The 18,803-nt window shown below is 37.2% G+C and carries 15 protein-coding genes and 2 tRNA genes; 9 read left to right on the forward strand and 8 right to left on the reverse strand.

Features of this window, described 5'->3' with window-relative positions:
* Nucleotides 1-5 precede the first annotated feature (5 nt).
* The 3 genes from BUB03_RS04765 to BUB03_RS04775 form a co-directional block, all read right to left on the reverse strand.
* The gene (locus BUB03_RS04765) at nt 6-2,000 is read right to left on the reverse strand and encodes a TonB-dependent receptor (protein ID WP_228417764.1); all 1,995 of its coding nucleotides are present in this window, start codon (nt 1,998-2,000) and stop codon (nt 6-8) included.
* 96 nt (nt 2,001-2,096) lie between these two features.
* Nucleotides 2,097-3,266, reverse strand: a complete 1,170-nt coding sequence (locus tag BUB03_RS04770) for an MFS transporter (protein WP_083538869.1) — start codon at nt 3,264-3,266, stop codon at nt 2,097-2,099.
* 261 nt (nt 3,267-3,527) lie between these two features.
* A complete protein-coding gene (locus BUB03_RS04775) occupies nt 3,528-5,201 on the reverse strand; it encodes a glutamine--tRNA ligase/YqeY domain fusion protein (protein WP_040998662.1) in 1,674 nt (557 codons plus the stop codon).
* A 148-nt stretch (nt 5,202-5,349) separates the two neighbouring features.
* Here BUB03_RS04775 and BUB03_RS04780 point away from each other — a divergent pair, with 148 nt between their 5' ends.
* Together BUB03_RS04780 and BUB03_RS21790 are read left to right on the forward strand one after the other, a co-directional pair.
* On the forward strand, nt 5,350-6,480 hold the full coding sequence (locus BUB03_RS04780; RefSeq protein WP_073060646.1) for an alpha/beta hydrolase: 1,131 nt from the start codon (nt 5,350-5,352) through the stop codon (nt 6,478-6,480).
* Nucleotides 6,481-6,925: 445 nt separating this feature from the next.
* Nucleotides 6,926-7,093, forward strand: coding sequence for a hypothetical protein (locus BUB03_RS21790; RefSeq protein WP_155859173.1), 168 nt, complete (start codon nt 6,926-6,928; stop codon nt 7,091-7,093).
* A 10-nt stretch (nt 7,094-7,103) separates the two neighbouring features.
* Here BUB03_RS21790 and BUB03_RS04790 read toward each other — a convergent pair whose 3' ends face one another.
* Together BUB03_RS04790 and fbp are read right to left on the reverse strand one after the other, a co-directional pair.
* Nucleotides 7,104-8,108, reverse strand: a complete 1,005-nt coding sequence (locus BUB03_RS04790; RefSeq protein WP_073060651.1) for an o-succinylbenzoate synthase — start codon at nt 8,106-8,108, stop codon at nt 7,104-7,106.
* Nucleotides 8,108-9,124 (reverse strand): class 1 fructose-bisphosphatase, encoded by a 1,017-nt coding sequence (fbp, locus tag BUB03_RS04795; protein WP_040998657.1) that lies wholly within the window; start codon nt 9,122-9,124, stop codon nt 8,108-8,110. The genes BUB03_RS04790 and fbp overlap by 1 nt, the downstream gene beginning before the upstream one ends.
* A gap of 325 nt (nt 9,125-9,449) precedes the next feature.
* Between fbp and BUB03_RS04800 the strand changes: the two genes are divergently transcribed.
* From BUB03_RS04800 to BUB03_RS04810, 3 genes are all read left to right on the forward strand, one after another.
* Nucleotides 9,450-10,688 (forward strand): aspartate kinase, encoded by a 1,239-nt coding sequence (locus BUB03_RS04800; RefSeq protein WP_073060654.1) that lies wholly within the window; start codon nt 9,450-9,452, stop codon nt 10,686-10,688.
* Between the two features lie 22 nt (nt 10,689-10,710).
* Complete coding sequence (locus BUB03_RS04805) at nt 10,711-12,552, forward strand: lysophospholipid acyltransferase family protein (RefSeq protein ID WP_073060657.1); 1,842 nt, start codon at nt 10,711-10,713, stop codon at nt 12,550-12,552.
* A 107-nt stretch (nt 12,553-12,659) separates the two neighbouring features.
* Nucleotides 12,660-12,732 (forward strand) — tRNA-Phe (locus tag BUB03_RS04810).
* A gap of 280 nt (nt 12,733-13,012) precedes the next feature.
* Here BUB03_RS04810 and BUB03_RS04815 read toward each other — a convergent pair.
* Nucleotides 13,013-14,089 carry a hypothetical protein gene (locus BUB03_RS04815; RefSeq protein WP_073060660.1) on the reverse strand — a complete coding sequence of 359 codons (1,077 nt, stop codon included), beginning with the start codon at nt 14,087-14,089 and terminating at the stop codon, nt 13,013-13,015.
* 567 nt (nt 14,090-14,656) lie between these two features.
* Here BUB03_RS04815 and BUB03_RS21660 point away from each other — a divergent pair.
* Together BUB03_RS21660 and BUB03_RS04825 are read left to right on the forward strand one after the other, a co-directional pair.
* Nucleotides 14,657-15,376: a helix-turn-helix domain-containing protein gene (locus BUB03_RS21660; protein ID WP_139258765.1), complete on the forward strand. Its 720-nt coding sequence runs from the start codon at nt 14,657-14,659 to the stop codon at nt 15,374-15,376.
* Entirely contained in the window at nt 15,373-16,500 is a 1,128-nt protein-coding gene (locus tag BUB03_RS04825) for a helix-turn-helix domain-containing protein (RefSeq protein ID WP_073060666.1), read from the forward strand. Before BUB03_RS21660 ends, BUB03_RS04825 begins: the two co-directional genes overlap by 4 nt.
* A gap of 17 nt (nt 16,501-16,517) precedes the next feature.
* Here BUB03_RS04825 and BUB03_RS04830 read toward each other — a convergent pair whose 3' ends face one another.
* Nucleotides 16,518-17,087 carry a cysteine hydrolase family protein gene (locus BUB03_RS04830; RefSeq protein WP_073060669.1) on the reverse strand — a complete coding sequence of 190 codons (570 nt, stop codon included), beginning with the start codon at nt 17,085-17,087 and terminating at the stop codon, nt 16,518-16,520.
* A gap of 9 nt (nt 17,088-17,096) precedes the next feature.
* Nucleotides 17,097-18,044 (reverse strand): alpha/beta hydrolase, encoded by a 948-nt coding sequence (locus tag BUB03_RS04835; RefSeq protein WP_073061312.1) that lies wholly within the window; start codon nt 18,042-18,044, stop codon nt 17,097-17,099.
* Nucleotides 18,045-18,171: 127 nt separating this feature from the next.
* Between BUB03_RS04835 and BUB03_RS04840 the strand changes: the two genes are divergently transcribed.
* The gene (locus BUB03_RS04840; protein ID WP_073060671.1) at nt 18,172-18,537 is read left to right on the forward strand and encodes a winged helix-turn-helix transcriptional regulator; all 366 of its coding nucleotides are present in this window, start codon (nt 18,172-18,174) and stop codon (nt 18,535-18,537) included.
* Nucleotides 18,538-18,682: 145 nt separating this feature from the next.
* Nucleotides 18,683-18,755: transfer RNA gene (locus tag BUB03_RS04845), tRNA-Phe, on the forward strand.
* Nucleotides 18,756-18,803: the final 48 nt, after the last annotated feature.

Genomic DNA, 18,803 nt, shown 5'->3' on the forward strand with positions numbered 1-18,803 from the left:
ATCTGTTAAAATTCAACATTTGCCCCAAACATAAAGTTCCTTTTTGCAGCAGGATTGTAAAATCTGTTTCCAAAAGCATTGATATCAAAACCGGCAACGTACTCTGTGTTGTAAAGGTTCTGAATCTGAAGGTGTATATTCAGTTGGGCACGGTCAATCTGTACCGGGAAACCCAGCCGGATATTTCCTACCAGGCTTGATTCCGACCATACAGAGTTGGCATCATTCAGAGGTATTTTTGAGGTATAGTAATGAGAATAATCTATACTAAGCTTTTTAAAAAAAACAAAATTAAATAAACTGCTTAACGATGTTTTCGGGACCCCTGTCACTTCATTTTCTGAAAAATCATTATCCAGCTGTTTGTAATTTTTGAATTTAAAATCATAAAAACTTCCGGACAGCCGGAACTTAAAGCTGCTGAACAGGTCATTTTTAAGATTAAAGCTTTTAGACTCCAAAAGAATTTCCACGCCTTTTTGGGCAATATTTCCCTGATTGGCAAAATACTCCTGCCCGCTTTCATTTTGTCTCCGTACGATGGCATCTTTCATCCTGAAATCAAAATAGCTTCCTTCAATAAAAACAGCATTTCCAAACTCTTTCCTTATACCAATTTCTTTGTTCCAGCCGTATTCAGGGACAAGATCAGCATTAAATTCCTGATTGGAAGACCGGATCTCTTCACTTGTAGGAGCTGAATTTCCTTTTCCTGCTTTTCCTCTTACCGAAAAACCTCTTCCCAGCAGATAAGTAATCCCGATGTTCGGAAGCCACTGTTTTTTAAATTTCACCCTGCCTTCTTCTGAAACGGGATAGATTCTCTCCCATTCGTAAGAATTCGAGTTTAAGCTTACCGAAATATCTGTAAAAAGCTTTTCATTAAAATTCAGTTTTTGTGACAGGAAATAAAAGCCTGAGTTATTTTTTAACTGATCAAAATTCTGAGGGTTCCCCTGTATTCCCTTATTGTTATTGTAATTTTTAACCAGAATATTTTGAGTTCCTCCCTCAAATCCCAATCTCCAGGCAAGAGATATATGGTCCCAGTTTTTTTCAAAATTAAAATGAGTCCTCAGGGCAAAATTCCTTTCAAACCTGTTTTCAAAATTCGTGATGAAAGGATTCTTAAAATCTACATAGGAGCCCTGCACCAAAAGGAAGTGAGAAAAATGTGAGTTAATAGCAGTTTCATGGGAGATTCCTGCCAAGACCATTTTATTACGGATTCCCGCATGCTGTTCCTTTGCACCTGGAAGGCTACCGGCAGAGGGTCTGGCCTGTTTTCTGTCAGATTCCATCTGTTTTAGGGTTAATCCGCCCGGAGTTTCATAATCCAGATCAGAAAGCAGCAGGATTGCATTGAGTGAAGCTCCCGGAGTGTAGGTAAAACGGTCTTTGAGATAGATCTGCTTCCTTTTCACAGCTGACTGCTCACGGTAAGAGTCTGCCTGGTAATAGTTTTGGAAAAGCTCAAAGAAATGTTTTCCTTCCTGACGGGCAATGTCAAAATTCTGTTCAAAAGTTCCATAACTTCCTATTGAAATTCCGGCAGATAAATGATCAGAGCTTCTGGTCTGCAAAAGCACCGTCCCACCTGTTACAGCACCATAATCTCCACTCTCTGGTCCTTTATAGATTTCCATCCTGTCGATAAGCCTGGGGGAAATCACATTAAAATAAGTATTCCCTGAAGCATCAGACAAAATGAAATCATCGAGATAAACTTTAATATTCCGCACTCCAAAGGGAGATCTCAGGGTGCTTCCCCGTATTGATATCCTGTAGCTGGCCGGAGAACGTTCTTCCATTCTGGCCCCTGCTATCTGATTAACGGCTTCCAATAGTCTTTCCGGAGGATTCAGCCCCAGAAGGTTTTCAGATACAACGGCCACGGATTTCGTAGATGCCATAAAGGGAACCTGTTTCTTATAGGCATCAATTCTGACCTCAGATATCAAAACGGCAGTATCCTTTTTCTGAGAAAAGAAAAAAGACATAGTGAGAATAAAAAAGAATGCTGATAATCTCGTCATCAGCACAAAGCTAGCAAAGTTTTACTGTAAATTGTATGGACAAGGTAAAAACCACAACTTTTAGCTTTTAATTTCTCTTTTTTTAAGCATCCATGGAATCACAAAATAAAACCCGGCAGCAATAGCTACAGCTACCAGTCCGGTTCCTATCCAGAGCATATTGAATCCGAACCGGTCCGCAGTCATTGTCCCGACATATGGAGTAATGATAAAAGCCAGGGCAACCGATATTCCGTTCAATCCCATATAAGCTCCTTTGTTATTCTCGCCTGAGCGCAAAGCAGTTATTGTAGATATAAACGGAAGGGTCCAGATTTCCCCGATACATAAAAGGGTCATGGAAACTACAAGAGTCAGAATAGAATAATCAAAAGCCAGCATAGCATAAGATATTCCACACAAAACAGTTCCAATAAACAAGGTAAAGGCAAGGCTGAAATATTTTTCAGCAACCTGTACAAAGCCCATTTCCAGCAGTACGATCAGAAATCCGCTGTACCCCAGGATATATCCGATACTTTGCTGACTTAAATGTGCCGTGTCCTTATAAAAGATAGTCAGTGTACTGAACAGCTGGAAGAAACAGATCGAAAAAAGCATACAGAAAAAGCTGTACAGCAGGAACTTTCCATCGCGGTAAGGGGAATTTTCTTTTCTAACAGCAACAGCTTCTTTCACTTTTTTAGGCTTTAATGAAGCCTGTTTGTTCCGTTTTCCGAAGAATCTGATGTACATTAAACCTGCCAACAATGCCGCCAATGCATTGGTAAAGAATAAAAATTCATAGGAAATGGCAGACAATATCCCTCCCAAAGCAGGGCCGATTGAAAAACCAAGATTGACAGCCATTCGGTTTAAGGAAAAAGCCCGTGTAATATTTTCCGGCTTGGCATATTTAGTAATCGCTACTGAATTGGCGGGACGGAAAGTTTCACTGACAATACTCTGGATTAAAATAATAGCCGCCAGCCCCGCTTCTGTTTTGAAAAGCGGGATTAAGCAAAATAAAGGCACACTGAGAAGTAAACTCAGACTTTGTACCCGGTATTCCCCAATTTTATCAGTGATCAGCCCTCCCAGCCATGAACCCAATACGGACCCTATCCCGAAAAAGCTAAGGATAATTCCTGAGTTTTCTATACTGAAATGAAGATAACCCGTCATGTATACTCCTAAAAACGGAAGTACCATAGAACCTGCCCGGTTGATAAGCATAACCAAGGCCAGCATCCAGCTCTCTTCCGAAAGTCCTTTGAAAGAACTCGTATATATGCTAATTAATTTCACAATATTATTTTTTTGAAAAACCAAGTAAGGCATAAAATTAGGAAAACAGCCTGCACTGTTTTTTCCAAATCCACTTCTTTTTATCGATATTGTTGATAGAAAGAAAATGATATCCCTTTACAAGGAATTGATACTTAAACATTTATTAAAACAAAAAAGGCAGGACTTTGGGAAGTCCTGCCTTTTATATCCAAATCATTAAGATTATTCGGGTTTAAAAGAGTCCTTCAATGTTACGGTACGGTTAAACACCAAGTTATCAGCCGTAGAATCCTGATCTTTGGTAAAATATCCGATTCTCTGGAACTGAAGCGGTTCTCCTACTGCTACATCTTTCAGACTTGGTTCTGCAAAACCTTTAACAACATTTACAGATTCCGGATTGATGAAGTTCAGGAAATCCACATCTTTTTCAGCATCAGGCTGCTCAACAGTAAAGAGTTTGTCATAGATTCTTACATCTACCGGGATCGCATGAGTGGCAGATACCCAGTGAAGCGTACCTTTTACCTTTCTTAAACTTTCTTCCGTTCCGCTTCCTGACTTGCTTTTTTCATCATAAGTGGCATAGATCGTAGTGATCTCGCCGTTCTCATCCTTCTCTACTCTTTCTGCCTTGATGATGTAAGCCGATTTTAAACGAACTTCGCCGCCTAATTTCAGTCTGAAGAATTTATTGTTTGCTTCTTCTTTAAAGTCTTCCCTTTCAATATATAATTCTCTTGAGAAAGGAATTTCTCTTGTCCCTGCATTTTCCTGTTCAGGATTATTTTCAGTTTCAAGCCATTCTTCCTTACCTTCAGGGTAATTTTCAATAACCAGTTTTACAGGATCCACCACTGCCATTACGCGTTTTGCAACCTTGTTCAGATCTTCACGCACGCAGAAATCCAGTAGCTGAATCTCGATCAGGTTTTCTCTCTTCGCAACTCCTACTTTTTCAATGAAGTTCTTGATAGATTCCGGTGTGAAACCTTTTCTTCTCATTCCTGATATAGTAGGCATTCTCGGATCGTCCCAACCTGTCACTACTTTCTCAGCAACGAGTCTTTGAAGCTTTCTTTTGGAAGTAATCATGTAAGAAACATTCATCCTTGCAAATTCTCTCTGTTTGTTTCTTACTTTGGTTTCATCATATACCTGATCAAGATACCAATCATAAAGCGGTCTATGGTTTTCAAATTCCAAAGAACACAGCGAATGCGAAATTTGTTCAATATAATCAGATTCCCCATGCGCCCAGTCATACATAGGGTAGATTTTCCATGCAGTTCCGGTTCTGTGGTGGGGCTTATTCAGAATTCTGTACATGACAGGGTCACGCATGTTCATATTCGGCGAAGTCATGTCGATTTTTGCACGAAGAGACATTGAACCGCTCTCAAATTCACCGTTTTTCATCCTTTCGAATAAATCTAAAGACTCTTCAACGGGACGGTTTCTGTACGGAGACTCTATTCCAGGTTCTGCCGGATTTTTTCTCTGCTCGGTAATCACTTCAGACGGCTGCTCATCTACATAAGCTTTTCGTTCTTTGATCATCTGTACGGCCCATTCATAAAGCTGCTGGAAGTAGTCGGATGCATACAGCTCTTTATCCCATTTAAAACCAAGCCATTCAACGTCTTTCTTGATAGAATCTACGAATTCCTGCTCTTCTTTTTCAGGGTTCGTATCGTCGAAACGAAGATTTACGGGAGCGTTGTATTTTTCGCCCAATCCAAAGTTGATGCAAATGGCTTTTGTATGGCCTATATGCAGATATCCATTGGGTTCAGGGGGAAAACGGAAACGGATCTGGTCTTGTTTCAGCCCGTTTGCCATATCATCTTCAATAATTTGCTCAATAAAATTGAGTGATTTTTTTTCTTCTTCCATTTAAATTAGCTTTTATAAAAAAAGTTTCACAAAGTTACGGAAAATTTGGGGCTTACGGAAATGATAATTTAGTGGTAAATTGATGATAATTCAATCTTTTTTGATTAATTTAGATAAAACTAAAAACCGTTTCTAAAAATTACCGACTATGGCTGTTTATATTTTAAGCAATCGTAAGATCGTCCGGCATAAGGGCGAAAAAGCAGATTCATTTTCCAATGATGAATACTCTATTCCCAATTTCAGAATCGCCAAATGTAATTTTGACACCTATAAAGAGCCCACTGCCGCTGCCAAAAAGAAGAAAGATTATACTAACCGCAACATATTAGATTACAAATTATTTTCCGAGCCTGAAAAGCAGGGTTATGAGGAAGTTCTGGAAGTCTTACGAAATGAAAAAGGCATTAAAAAATCTACACTGACAGCGAATAATCTTGGCGGGACACAAAGAATGTTTTATGAGCTGTATAAAAACATGTCCTCCACAAAAGACAGAAGTGATGTCCTGATTTTTATTCATGGATATGCCTATGATTTTGATGATGAACTCAAAGCCATCATTGACCTTAAAAAACTGTACATAGACCATCCTGAATCGCCTGTAGAGCACATTCTTTTTGTAAGCTGGCCTGCTTCGAGCAGCCTTGTACCACTAACTTATTTCGACGATAAGGCTTCAAGCATTAATTCAGGATCATCGCTGATGAGGCTTTTCTATTTTTACACCCAGTTTTTAAAGGACATTTTTTCAAACCGGGATCTGGCTCCTTGCAATCAAAGAATTCATCTTATGGCTCATTCCCTAGGGAACAGAGTTCTTCAAAGCATGCTGTACAGCCTTAAGAGGGAAAATATTCTGCGTGTTATTGATCAGGTTCTGCTATTAAATGCCGATGTTACGTATAAGGTTTTTGAAGATTCTGAAGATTCATATAATAAACTTCCACTGCTGGCCAATCGCATTTCCATTTATCTGAACAGGAAAGATACGATCCTTGGAATTTCACAATTTACCAAGAATATTCTTACGCCAAGATTAGGCAAGAACGGTCCAAGTGATATTGAAAAATTGAAGGATATTGTTTCTGTTATCGACTGCACTTTTGTAGAAGATGATATTCTAAACAGTTTTAAATATGAAGTGGGAAACCATTGGGGATATCTTTCCAGCTCTATGGTACAAAAAGATATTTTTCAGAATTTATATGGAATTGACAGAAATTTAATCACAGGAAGATTAAAAAATAACGAAAATATTTTCACAATTATTTCTTAATTATTAATTAAAAAAATGTTATGAAATTAATCATATGTTAAACTTTAATCACTATGCTTAAGTTGGCATAAAGATTGTAAATTTCATTATAACGAGAAATACACTTTTATCATGAAAAGAATTAAAAACAAGTTTTCTTATATAGTGAGATATATTAAGGAAGCAATTTTCGTAAAAGACGTAATTTAAAATGAATGTTAACCCATAGCCAAGAAAATATCCGAGCCTAATATTACTTTACCACAAATTTGATCTACAATCATAACTTCTATTATACTTTAGAAGTAGTTTTTCATGCTTATACTTCGAAATTGTGCTCGTAAATAAGAATTCAGCTACGGAATTAAATCCTTATGGGGTGATTTTAGTTAATTTAAGTTAAAATCTTGTGCAATACAAAAAAGAGATTGATATTTACTGTACCAAACAAATTAAAATCTTTACTATGAAAAACATGAGAAAGCTTAACAAATCAGATTTAAGAGTTATCAAAGGAGGAATTATACCTATTGGATGCAACAGTTGGGACCCAAAAGTTAGATGTTGCAGATCCTGGGATGCTGAGCATGCAGGTAACCCAACCTGTGCAGATTCTCCTCCTTCATTTGCATAGCTAATCAAGGCTATATTTTGAACCATAACAGCTCATTTCTGAGTTCCAGGTTTGATTCAAAATTATTTACAAATAAAGATCCGGTGCCCAAACCTTGCGGCATCGGATTTTTCTTTGTGTAGGTATATTGTGCAATAGCATTGAGCCCTATATTACTTTCCAGAGCGGAGGTGATCCACCAGCCGATATTTTGCTCCTCCGCAAGAGAAATCCATTCGTCTGAACCAGAAAAACCTCCTGCCAGAGCAGGCTTTAAAATAATATACTGTGGCTTAATACTTTCTAAAAGCTTTTTCTTTTCGAAAGGATCAGTAATCCCGATCAGTTCTTCGTCCAAAGCAATCGGTGTCGGAGTTCCGGCACACAATAATGCCATGGCATCCCAATTCCCGGCTTTTATCGGCTGTTCGATAGAATGAATATGAAGGTCTGCAAGCTGCTGCAAGACAATTTCCGCTTCTTCCCTGCTGAATCCGCCATTGGCATCTACCCGAAGTTCAAGCTCATCCTTTGAAAATTTTGATCTTAATTCCTGAAGGATTCTGTGCTCAGATTTCCAGTCAACTCCAATTTTCAGCTTAATACAGTGAAATCCCAGTTGAAGCTTTTCCCTGATCTGCTCCTCCATGTAATGAATATCTCCCATCCAGATCAGCCCATTGATCATAATGGAAGCTTTTCCTTCGGTAAATTCACTTGGGAAATACAGATTACCTCCGTGCTTCAAATTTAAAATGGCCTGTTCGTATCCAAACCATATTGAGGGAAATTCCATCAGCTGTTCTTTCAGATACTGGTCGTCCTGACTGATATTGTCACAAAGCCATTGCAGCTTTTCTTCATAATCCGGTCTGTCGTCAAAACTTAATCCTCTGAATATCGCACATTCACCCGTACCTTTTTTCCCGTTTTCTTCAACTTCAAAAATAAAGGTCTCTTTTTCATGCAAAACGCCGCGAGATGTTCCGCTCGGGCGTTTGAATTCTAATAAATATCTGAAATATTTTGCTGTCATTATTTTACGCTGTCGATCCTCATAAATTCCTCTGCTTTTTCTACCATCTGAATACTTCCGCAGAAAAACGGGATTCTCTGGTGGAGTTCCGTAGGTTCTACTTCAAGGATTCTTCTGAAACCGTCTGTAGCTTTCCCTCCCGCCTGTTCTGCAAGGAATGCCATAGGATTACACTCGTAAAGCAGCCTTAGTTTTCCGTTCGGAGCCTGGGAATAAGACGGATAAATGTAAATTCCTCCTTTCAGCATATTTCTGTGAAAATCTGCTACTAAAGAACCGATGTACCTTGAGGTATAAGGTCTGTCTCCTTCTTCCATCTGGCAATATTTAAGGTAATTTTTCACACCCTGCGGGAATTTGATATAATTTCCTTCGTTGATGGAATAGATTTTTCCATTTGTAGGAAACGTCATGTTCGGATGAGAAAGATAATAGGTTCCCAGAGATGGATCCAGCGTAAAACCGTTCACCCCGTTTCCTGTAGTATAAACAATCATGGTGGAAGAACCGTAAATTACATATCCGGCAGCAATCTGGTTGATTCCTTTCTGAAGAAAATCTTCTAACTGAACCGGAGTTCCGGGCTCTGTTACTCTCCTGTAAATAGAAAAAATGGTTCCTACGGAAACATTTACATCAATATTGGAAGATCCGTCAAGAGGATCAATCAGAACAACATATTTGCTCAGATGGCCGTTTTCTCCGCATTTAATGTCAATAAAATCATCATTTTCCTCGGAAGCAATACCGCAAACAACCTCTCTCTGAGACAAAGCCGTAATAAAAATCTCATTGGCAATCACATCAAGTTTCTGCTGCTCTTCTCCCTGAATATTCTGATTTCCGGCAGCTCCTGTTATATCTACAATTCCGGCTTTATTTACTTCTCTGTTTACCACTTTTGAAGCCAATCTTATCGCACTTAGCAGACGGGAAAATTCACCCGTAGAATACTGAAAGTCGTCCTGTTTATCAATAAGAAATTCTCCTAAAGTCTGTAATGGTTGATTTGACATATTTTTCTTTTTACGTTTTCCCCAAATTTCGGAAAATTTATCGGAGAAAGAAAGCTTTTATTAGAAAAGACCTTATACATTGTATTTCAGAACAATACAAAGCCAACAAAGGTATATCCTTAAAATTATCAGGGCATAATTAATCCCCATTTGATGACAATAAATCAATGAAATTATGATAATATTCATCAAGTCTCAATTTTAATAAAATCTTAATTCCTTCCAAGCGGGAGACACTTTCATATCTCGTTGTAAATTTATAATTTTGACGTCCGTAAAAAACTCATGTAATTTTTAATCTAACAATTTTATTTTAAACAAATTAATGAAAATTTTCAAGTTTGGTGGTGCATCTGTGAAAGATGCCGAAAGTGTAAAAAATGTGTCCATGGTTTTGCAAAGCCAGGGGTTTGCCAAATGTCTGCTGGTGATATCAGCAATGGGCAAAACGACGAATGAGTTGGAAAAGGTTGTAGAACTTTATTTCAAGAAAGATAACTATCAAACTGAGATTGAAAAGATAAAACGAAAACACATCGAGATTGCGGAAGGTCTGTTTCCTGAAAACCATGCAGTTTTTGCTGAGATCAATTTATTTTTTGACGATATCGATTCTTTCTTAAGAAGAAACAAATCTCCGAATTACAGCTTCGTCTATGACCAGGTGGTAAGCTGCGGGGAAATGATCTCTACTAAAATCTTAAGCGAATACCTTAACGAAATTCAGTTTACCAATCAATGGTTGGATGCCAGGGATTTTATCAAAACCGACAGTTCTTACAGGGAAGGTGTGGTAGACTGGGCAAAAACAGAGGAATTCATTTCAACCCTGAATAAGGATATCTGCTACGTAACACAGGGATTCATCGGTTCTGATGACAATAATTTCACGGTAACTTTAGGAAGAGAAGGTTCTGACTATTCTGCCGCTATTTTTGCATATTGCCTGAATGCAGAAGCCATGACCATCTGGAAGGATGTACCGGGTGTAATGACCGGAGATCCTAGAAAATTCAGTGATGTTTCTCTTCTTTCCAACATTTCTTATGAAGAGGCTATTGAAATGGCTTATTACGGGGCAAGTGTAATTCACCCGAAAACTTTGCAGCCATTACAGCAGAAAAACATTCCTTTTTATGTAAAATCTTTCGTAGATCCTACTAAACCAGGAACAAAGGTGGGAGGATCAGACAAAAACCAGCATGAGGAATCTTATATATTAAAGGAGAATCAGGTTCTTTTAAAAATATCAACCAGAGACTTTTCTTTCATTGCGGAAGACCATATGAGCCTTATTTTCGGATACCTTTCCAAATACAAGATCAAAGTGTCTCTTATGCAGAATTCTGCTATTTCCCTGGCGCTATGCCTGGAAGACAAATTCGACAATGTGGATGAATTTAATGAGGAACTTCAAAAAATATTTAAAACCGAAGCGGTTAAAAATGTATCTTTATTTACAGTAAGAAATGCAAATATGGATCATATTGATAAATTTTACCAGGAAAAAAATGTATTATTGGAGCAGATTTCCAAAAATACGGTTCAAATGGTAACACAATAATTTTAACTGCGACTAAACACATATGAGTTTAATTTCGAAAAACGATCTTATCACAGCTTCCGGCTTAAGCAAAATCGGGTTCCTCAAGAACCCGGTTGCTGCTGCCGTGATGAGCATTGCCAAAATAAATGAAGTAAATAAATTATACGACAAATTAAAGGACAAAGAAGGCAAAGATTTTTTCGACTCATTTGTAAGAGAAAGAAACCTAAGCTATATCGCTTTTGAAGAGGATCTGGCAAAGGTTCCAAAAACAGGACCGTTTATTCTGGTTTCTAATCATCCGCTGGGAGCTATTGACGGGATATTAATGTGCAAAATTCTTTCAGAGGTACGTCCGGATTTTAAGGTTATGGGAAATTTCCTTCTGGAAAAGATCAAACCGATGGCACCGTACGTAATTTCCGTAAATCCTTTTGAAAACAGAAAAGATGCATACAGCAGTACTTCCGGAATGCGGGAAACCCTGAAACATCTCCAGGAAGGAGGCTGTGTAGGCATTTTCCCTGCAGGAGAAGTATCGAATAAAAATAATCCTTACGGGGAAATTCTCGACAGAGACTGGGAGAAACCTGCCCTAAAGCTGATCAGAATGGCTAAAGTACCGGTAGTTCCCTTATATTTTCATGCTAAAAACAGCCGCTTATTCTATCAGGTGGCCAAACTTCATCCAAGCTTACAGACTTTGATGCTTCCTGCCGAAATGATGAACGACAGAGAAAAGCCGATCAGAATAAGAATAGGAAAACCCATCACGGTAAAAGCAATGGATGAAATGGAAACCATTGAAGAACTGGGTGAATTCCTGAAACGCAAAGTGTACATGATGAAATCTTATTATGAAAAGAGAAAATCATTGGCACAGAGCATCAATCTTAAAAATTTAACGGTCAAATTTCCTCTTTTAAAAGAAGAAAATATTGTACAGAATATCATTGATGAGACACCGAAGGAAGATATTCTTAAAGATATCATCAAACTGAAAGGTACAGATAAAATGCTGTTCAGTAACGGGAATTATGAGATTTATTTCACGACTTACGAAGAAATTCCTTCTGTCATGAGAGAAATCGGGCGCCAGAGGGAGCTTACTTTCCGTGCTGTGGGTGAAGGAAGTAACCTTCCGTTTGACCTTGATGAGTATGACAAGCATTACCATCATCTCTTCCTTTGGGACAACAGCGCTGAGAAACTTGCCGGTGCCTATAGAATGGCTTTGGGTAAGGAGGTGATGAAGAAATACGGCATCAAAGGATTCTACACCAGCTCTTTATTTGAATTTGAACAGGACATCCATCCGTTCTTTAAAAAGGTAATTGAAATGGGTCGCGCCTACATCTGTGAGGAATACCAGCAGAAGCCGCTTCCGCTTTTCCTTTTGTGGAGAGGAATTGTACATGTTTGCTTAAGAAACTCGGATCATAAGTTCCTGATGGGCGGAGTAAGTATTTCCAATAAATTTTCTGAGTTTTCCAAATCTCTGATGATTGAATTCATGCGTTCAAATTATTTCGATTCAGCAGTGGCACAGTACATTACACCAAGAAACGAGTACAAAGTAAAGCTGCGGGACAGGGATAAAAATATTTTCTTTGAGGAAATGGAGTCTGATCTGAACAAGCTTGACAAAATCATTGATGATCTTGAACCTGAATTGAGGCTCCCTGTTCTGATCAAAAAATACATTAAACAGAACGCTAAAGTAATTGCTTTTAATGTAGATCCGAATTTTAATGATGCCATCGACGGATTGATGTATATCCGTATCAGCGATCTTCCTGAAAGTACGATAAAACCAGTACTGGAGGAGATGAGTGACCATATCAGAAAAGAACAGGAAAATAATTCGGCTGAAAATCAGTAAGTTTTATTTTTATTAAAAAAAAGTACCGTTAATACTTGCTTCATATAAGAAAACTTACTACTTTTGCATCACTTTAAAACAACGAAGTAAGTCAACAAAAATATAATGGTTTCTTAGCTCAGTTGGTAGAGCAATGGATTGAAAATCCATGTGTCCCTGGTTCGATTCCTGGAGAAACCACTAGAAATTAAATAATTTCTGTAAACCCCACAAATTGTACAATTTGTGGGGTTATTTTTTATTGTATAAAAAGACGGCTTGACTTGAAATTTCACCTCTTCACCGGAATCATCAATTTTTTTCTGAAAATTTATAATCTTTCAAATAAAAGATCCTTAAGACTAAAACTATCCCTAACCGGATATTGAAAAAATATATATTCATTTGTGAATTTAGAATTTTATGTTTTGGTTAGGGATATGGAGTAATTACAGCGTTAAGTATTGTTAGTCCAATTGGATTATTGTAAACGCTGAATAGTTATTCTTATATGGTGGTAATCTGACGGAGTGGGTACCGTTTGCGAATCAGATACACTGTAAAATTCAATCCTGTACCAACGGGCTTTATTGATGACAACATTCATTTTGAGTACTCTGGCCGTAGATGGATTCCAGCTTCCCGTATTTCCCTGCCCTACATCAAGATAGCTGTTTGCTGCGATATTTCCTGCTGCTGACACTGTAGTTCCTGATGAATATCCTTCTACCTGCCAGTTAAGCCCCATTGCATTTGATGATGTGTTATATAAATAAGGTGTGTAAGTGAATCCTCCGGTTATTTTTCTGATATCAATTCTAAGTCCTTCTATCACCGGAAGATCTGATGTAAATGTACTGGCATACTGCCCATCTGCCATTGCCGACTGCAGGATTCTGGTATAATATCCGTATACCTCCCCCACTCTCAATATGTCTCCTGTAAGCTTTGCCACACAGTTTTGATTCAGAAAGCTTATATTAAAAATGGCCGGATTGGGAGAGGATTGGGATGGAATCCCTGTCAGATCATAAATCAGCTCACCATTTCCATTGGAAAGATATCCGGGACGTAATTTTGCGCTTAATCCTGTATTTCCTGTAGAAGCAACGGGCGTTCCTGCGCCATAAGCCCCACCATTACCTCCGGAGTATGGAATGACCATCACCCCGTTATAGGGTGCTCCTGATATAAAAGTAGGCGGATTGAAAGTAGCGTCCGAGCAATTAAGTCCCTGCACTGACGGAGTAATGGTGGAGGAAGAATTAAAAACCCTCCATTCACTTCCATTCCAGTAATGATATCCTTCCGTCTGAAGTCCGCCTGTTCCTAAATTATAAACCAGCAATCCTGTTGCGGGATTAGGAATGGTAATTTGATCAACTGATGTTTTAAGGGCAACTTTTGGTCCTAAAAAACCTTTCTTGCCATCAAGAGGCAAGGAAGTAACATCAAGATGTAAGATTGAAGAATTATCCGGCGTTGGTGTACCAATACCAACTTGTCCATAAAAGCCTGCAGAAAATAAAGTAAGAAGTAGAAAGGAATAGTTTTTCATGCGAAATAATTATTGGTTTGAATGCACAAAAAAATAAAACCGACAGGATTTTAAACTAACAAACTGTCAAAAACAGGAATGACAAATTGTAAATTGAAAAACAACAGGTTGAATATTAACAAAATATTTTATATTTTAGAGAATAATAATAAAACAGTGCACCCTATCGCTAATACTTTTTTTCTCTCCTTCTATTTGATTTCCGCTTTGGTATGTTGCACCCTTTTGATCTATTCCTATAACAGAAAAGAAGGCAATAGAGAGAGTAGTATCAAAAAAGTTTTAATACTGTATTTTGGTATTATACTAATATTCGGATTGTTTACCGGGCTTCGGGAAACCAAGGTGATACAGCCAATGGGTAGAGCTTATCCTTTTATAGCTTTGTATTCAGCAGCCATTAGTGTATTATTTTTTCATTTTATCTTTCTTTTAACGAATAAAAAACAAAAAATCGCTATACCTACCTTCAACTATACGCTTCCGGGTGTCATATTTATTGTTACCGCATTTTTCTTTTATTTGCTTTATCCCAGAATTGGGTCTCAAAAAGAGCTGAATCAGTATATGTTACCCTACTTTTCACTCTACACCTTATTGTATCAGATGTATTATGGCATCCTGTCGTTAAAATATATCCTTTCATACAAAAAAGAAATAGAAAGAAGGAATATTGAAATTGATAAAAACATTAACTGGCTTTATTCTTTAATAGTAATTAAGGCCTGTTTTATTCTACTTATTATTTTCCAGATAATATTGGGTTATTCTTTTCTTATGCTTTCTGCATCGTACATTCTCAGTAGTTTTTTGTTTATTATTGTTTTATTTAATGTATTGGAAAAAAATTATTATTTTCTGCCTCATTTAAAAAATAATACGGTGCTTGCCCCTACCGGACATATTTTCCATGAATCTTATCTGAATGAAGATGTACCACAAAGTGATCAAAAAAATGTCATATTCAGCCAAAAGGATTTTGAAAATTATTTTCATGAGCAAAAGCCTTATCTCAACCCTATTTTTAAAATTGATGATCTTAGTTTAATTTTTAATACAAACAGAACCTATATGTCGAAATTTATAAACGGTACCTATGACATGAATTTCAATCAGTTTGTTAACTCATGGAGGTTAAATGAGGTAAAAGAGCTTAAATTATTAACCCTACATAAAAATAAATCTATCGAAGAACTTGCCCGGCTGGCAGGCTTTGGAAGTCTGAGAAGCTATTTAAGAGCTGTAAAAGCTGCCTCTGAAAAACAAACAACAGATTTTAACGGATGATCCCCTACCTGCTTTTCCTGTCTTCTTTTGCTTGTGTTTCTGGAAGTATATTCTGTATTTTTATGTTTCCCGGAAAATTAATGGGTCAGAAGCATGCTTTTAGAACAAAAATAGTATTCGTTATCGGTATTTGCTTTTTGCTGATACTGGGAATGCTGCATACAACTCATATTATTTATTCTGTTTATAACAATCTGCCAATCAAAAGCATTAGAGCTGTTAATTTATTTTGCCTGACTTTACTCCCTATCCTGCTGAACCTATTTATTTCCGTATTAACCGGAAGAAATCTGAAGGATAAGAGTTTTTTAATCAAAAACTATATATTTCCTATCAGTCTTATTTTAACAATAGGATTGGGAATAGCATTAGCCTTGCAGAACACTGATTATCAACCGGATATAGAAAAGACATATCCTGAGAACAGTATAATCTGGTTCCGGAAACCCGGCCATGTAGATTTATATATGAGCTTATTCACTATTCTGTTCTATCAATATCTGTCTGTAAGATCAATTGCTGTTTTCCGTAATAATAGGGCTGACCGATCTATACTTTCTAAAACTTCTCCGGCACGATCGGTTTTAAATATCGTTTTCCTGTTAACAGTTATGAACATACTCTACTTTTTGCTGAGTTTGATTTCCATAAACATACCGATTCTTTATAACGCCGGTATTTTTTCATTCAACATAATATCTTTTATTCTTCTTACTACTTTCAGTTATAATTTATTCACTTATAATTACCTAACCTCATCCGTTCCGCATAAAGCCGAAGCAAAGAAAAAGATCAATAATTCTGAAGTAATCAGTAAAGAAAAATTTGAAAGATATCTGCAGGAGCACAAGCCCTTTCTGAATTGCGAGCTTAAATTATCTGATGTAACCCAGTATATGGGAACCAACAGAACCTATTTATCCCTTTTTATCAATGAGAACTATGGAATGAGTTTCAGCCATTTCATCAATAGTTTAAGAATTGAAGAACTGAAACAGCTTAAGCTATCTCCCCATTATAAAGGTACTCCTGAAGAAGAATTAATATATATCGTAGGATTCAAGAGTTATAAAAGTTATCAGAAAACTATTGAGAATGTAAGTAATAACATCCCTTTAAGTTAATTACCTTGTTCTTTACCTTACAATTCCTGTAATAACTTTTCTGAATTCCAAACGGAAGCAAATTCTTCATTCAGATTAGCCAGAGCAGTCAAATGGATCAGTTCGGCATTATATTTCTCTCCATTAATTCCAATTCTGTCAAAAGCAGCTGTGGCATCAGAAATCAAATAGGTTTCATATCCAAAATTCCCGGCCATTCTTACCGTCGTTGATACACAGTGGTTCGTGGTTATTCCTACAATTACCAGAGTATTTATGCCGTGTTTATCTATTCTTTCTTTTAAATCGGTTCCGATAAAAGCACTGTTCACATTTTTTGTAATAACAGGCTCATCATTTTGAGGGAGAACATAGTCATTAAACTGAAAGCCCGGATCAGCCTCATGCAGTTTAGATTTCGGGTTAACCGAACTGTGTCTGATATGAAAAATGGGAAGCTCCAATTCCCTCCACTTTGTCAATAAGATTCCGCTGGTCTTTTCAGCTTCTTTATTATTCCTGTTCCCGCCCCAGTAGTCTTCGTCCAAAAATCCTTTTTGAATATCGATCAGTAGCAGAGCCGGTCTCCTATCCCTTAATTTCGTCATTTTATATTTTTAATAATTGAACATACGGCTGTAAAGAAACTCTTTATATCTGTCATTTAAAGGAGAATCAAACAAATCAAATACATGCAACGCGCCGGGTATCACCCACAATTCGGTCCTGACGCCTGCCTGATATAAAAGACTGGCATATTCTATATTTTCGTCCCTTAAAGGATCCAGTTCACACGCTACAATTGTGGTTCCGGGAAGATTACCGAAATCATCGTAATAGGTCAGGTCCGCATATCTAATGCTTTTATCCTTATCATTGTTTCCTAAAAAATGAAGCCAGGCGATCTCTGCATATTTTTTATTCCATAAAGGAGCATCTGTGAATTCATTCATGGAAGGCGTATTAAGCTTGTTGTGGATCACCGGATATAATAAAAACTGGTGCTTTATATTCTTTATCCCGTTATCATTTGCCATTTGAGTAACAGATGCGGCTAAATGCCCACCGGCACTTGCTCCGAAAACAACGATCTGCCCCGGGTCAATTTCCAGTTGTTCTTCTCCGTTTCTGATAATCCACTGAAGCGAATCAAATCCGTCTTGTATCGGAATGGGAAACTTATATTGTGGGGAAAGCCTGTAATCAACCGAAATTATTGTTGCATTTAGTTTTTCTGCCAATTCAAACATCTGTGGATCTACCTGTTCCGGAAGGCCGAAGACATATCCTCCTCCATGAAAATAAAGGATCGTCCTGGTTTTATCAAATTTTTTCGACTGATAGATATGAAGCCTTATTTGATGATTATCAAAAGAGCTTTCTATGAAGATATCTTTCACCTTAATATCATCCGCTCCTTTAAACGGGTTTTCCTTTGCAAACTGTATTTTTTCTTTCTGAATGATCTCAGGATGGCTGAGAAATTCTGTTTCATTAATTTCCAATGAAAATGGAAAACGGTCTATACTTTCCCTCAGACCTTTATCAATTCTATTTAAATCCATTATTTGTATAATTTTTTGGATGACAACCATAAGCTTTCACCCATTATTTTTATTTTGTAAATTTATATGATGAATATCGTGCCTGCAAAAACTCCATCAATTGTGCGGAACGAACAAAATTGTAAGTATGAGTATTAAAGAGTCCTCGACGAATAATGAGAATAAAAAAAAATTAGAACAAAGCTGCTCGGAAATTTATGCCGTCAATCTTATCAGCGGAAGATGGATACTTTCTATCTGCTATTGCCTGAAGCAAGGAAAATTGAGGTTTTCAGAACTGAAAAATAAGATCCCGAATATCACGGAAAGAATGCTCACGATGCAACTGAAGAAAATGGAGGAAGAACAATTGATCGTAAAAAAAGTATATGCTGAAGTCCCTCCCAGAGTAGAATATGAATTAACACAAATAGGGACACAATTGATTCCTGTTCTGGATGAACTGGAAATGTGGGGTAAGGAACACAAAAAAATAAAAAACAGCTCAAATTAAAACAACACTGGCATTCAGCAATATATACCCTGTTCAAAAATTTAAAATAGTATTCTTTTAAAACATTATCTATATTTATCAAAAAAACTTGCACAATATTGCAAAAAGTTCTATTTTTGCACCCACGTTAAACAACGAAACAATTGGTTTCTTAGCTCAGTTGGTAGAGCAATGGATTGAAAATCCATGTGTCCCTGGTTCGATTCCTGGAGAAACCACTTAAAACCTCTAATTTATTTAGAGGTTTTTTTGTTTTTAAAGGGTAC

This window comes from Chryseobacterium oranimense (genome assembly GCF_900129755.1).
GTDB lineage: Bacteria > Bacteroidota > Bacteroidia > Flavobacteriales > Weeksellaceae > Chryseobacterium > Chryseobacterium oranimense.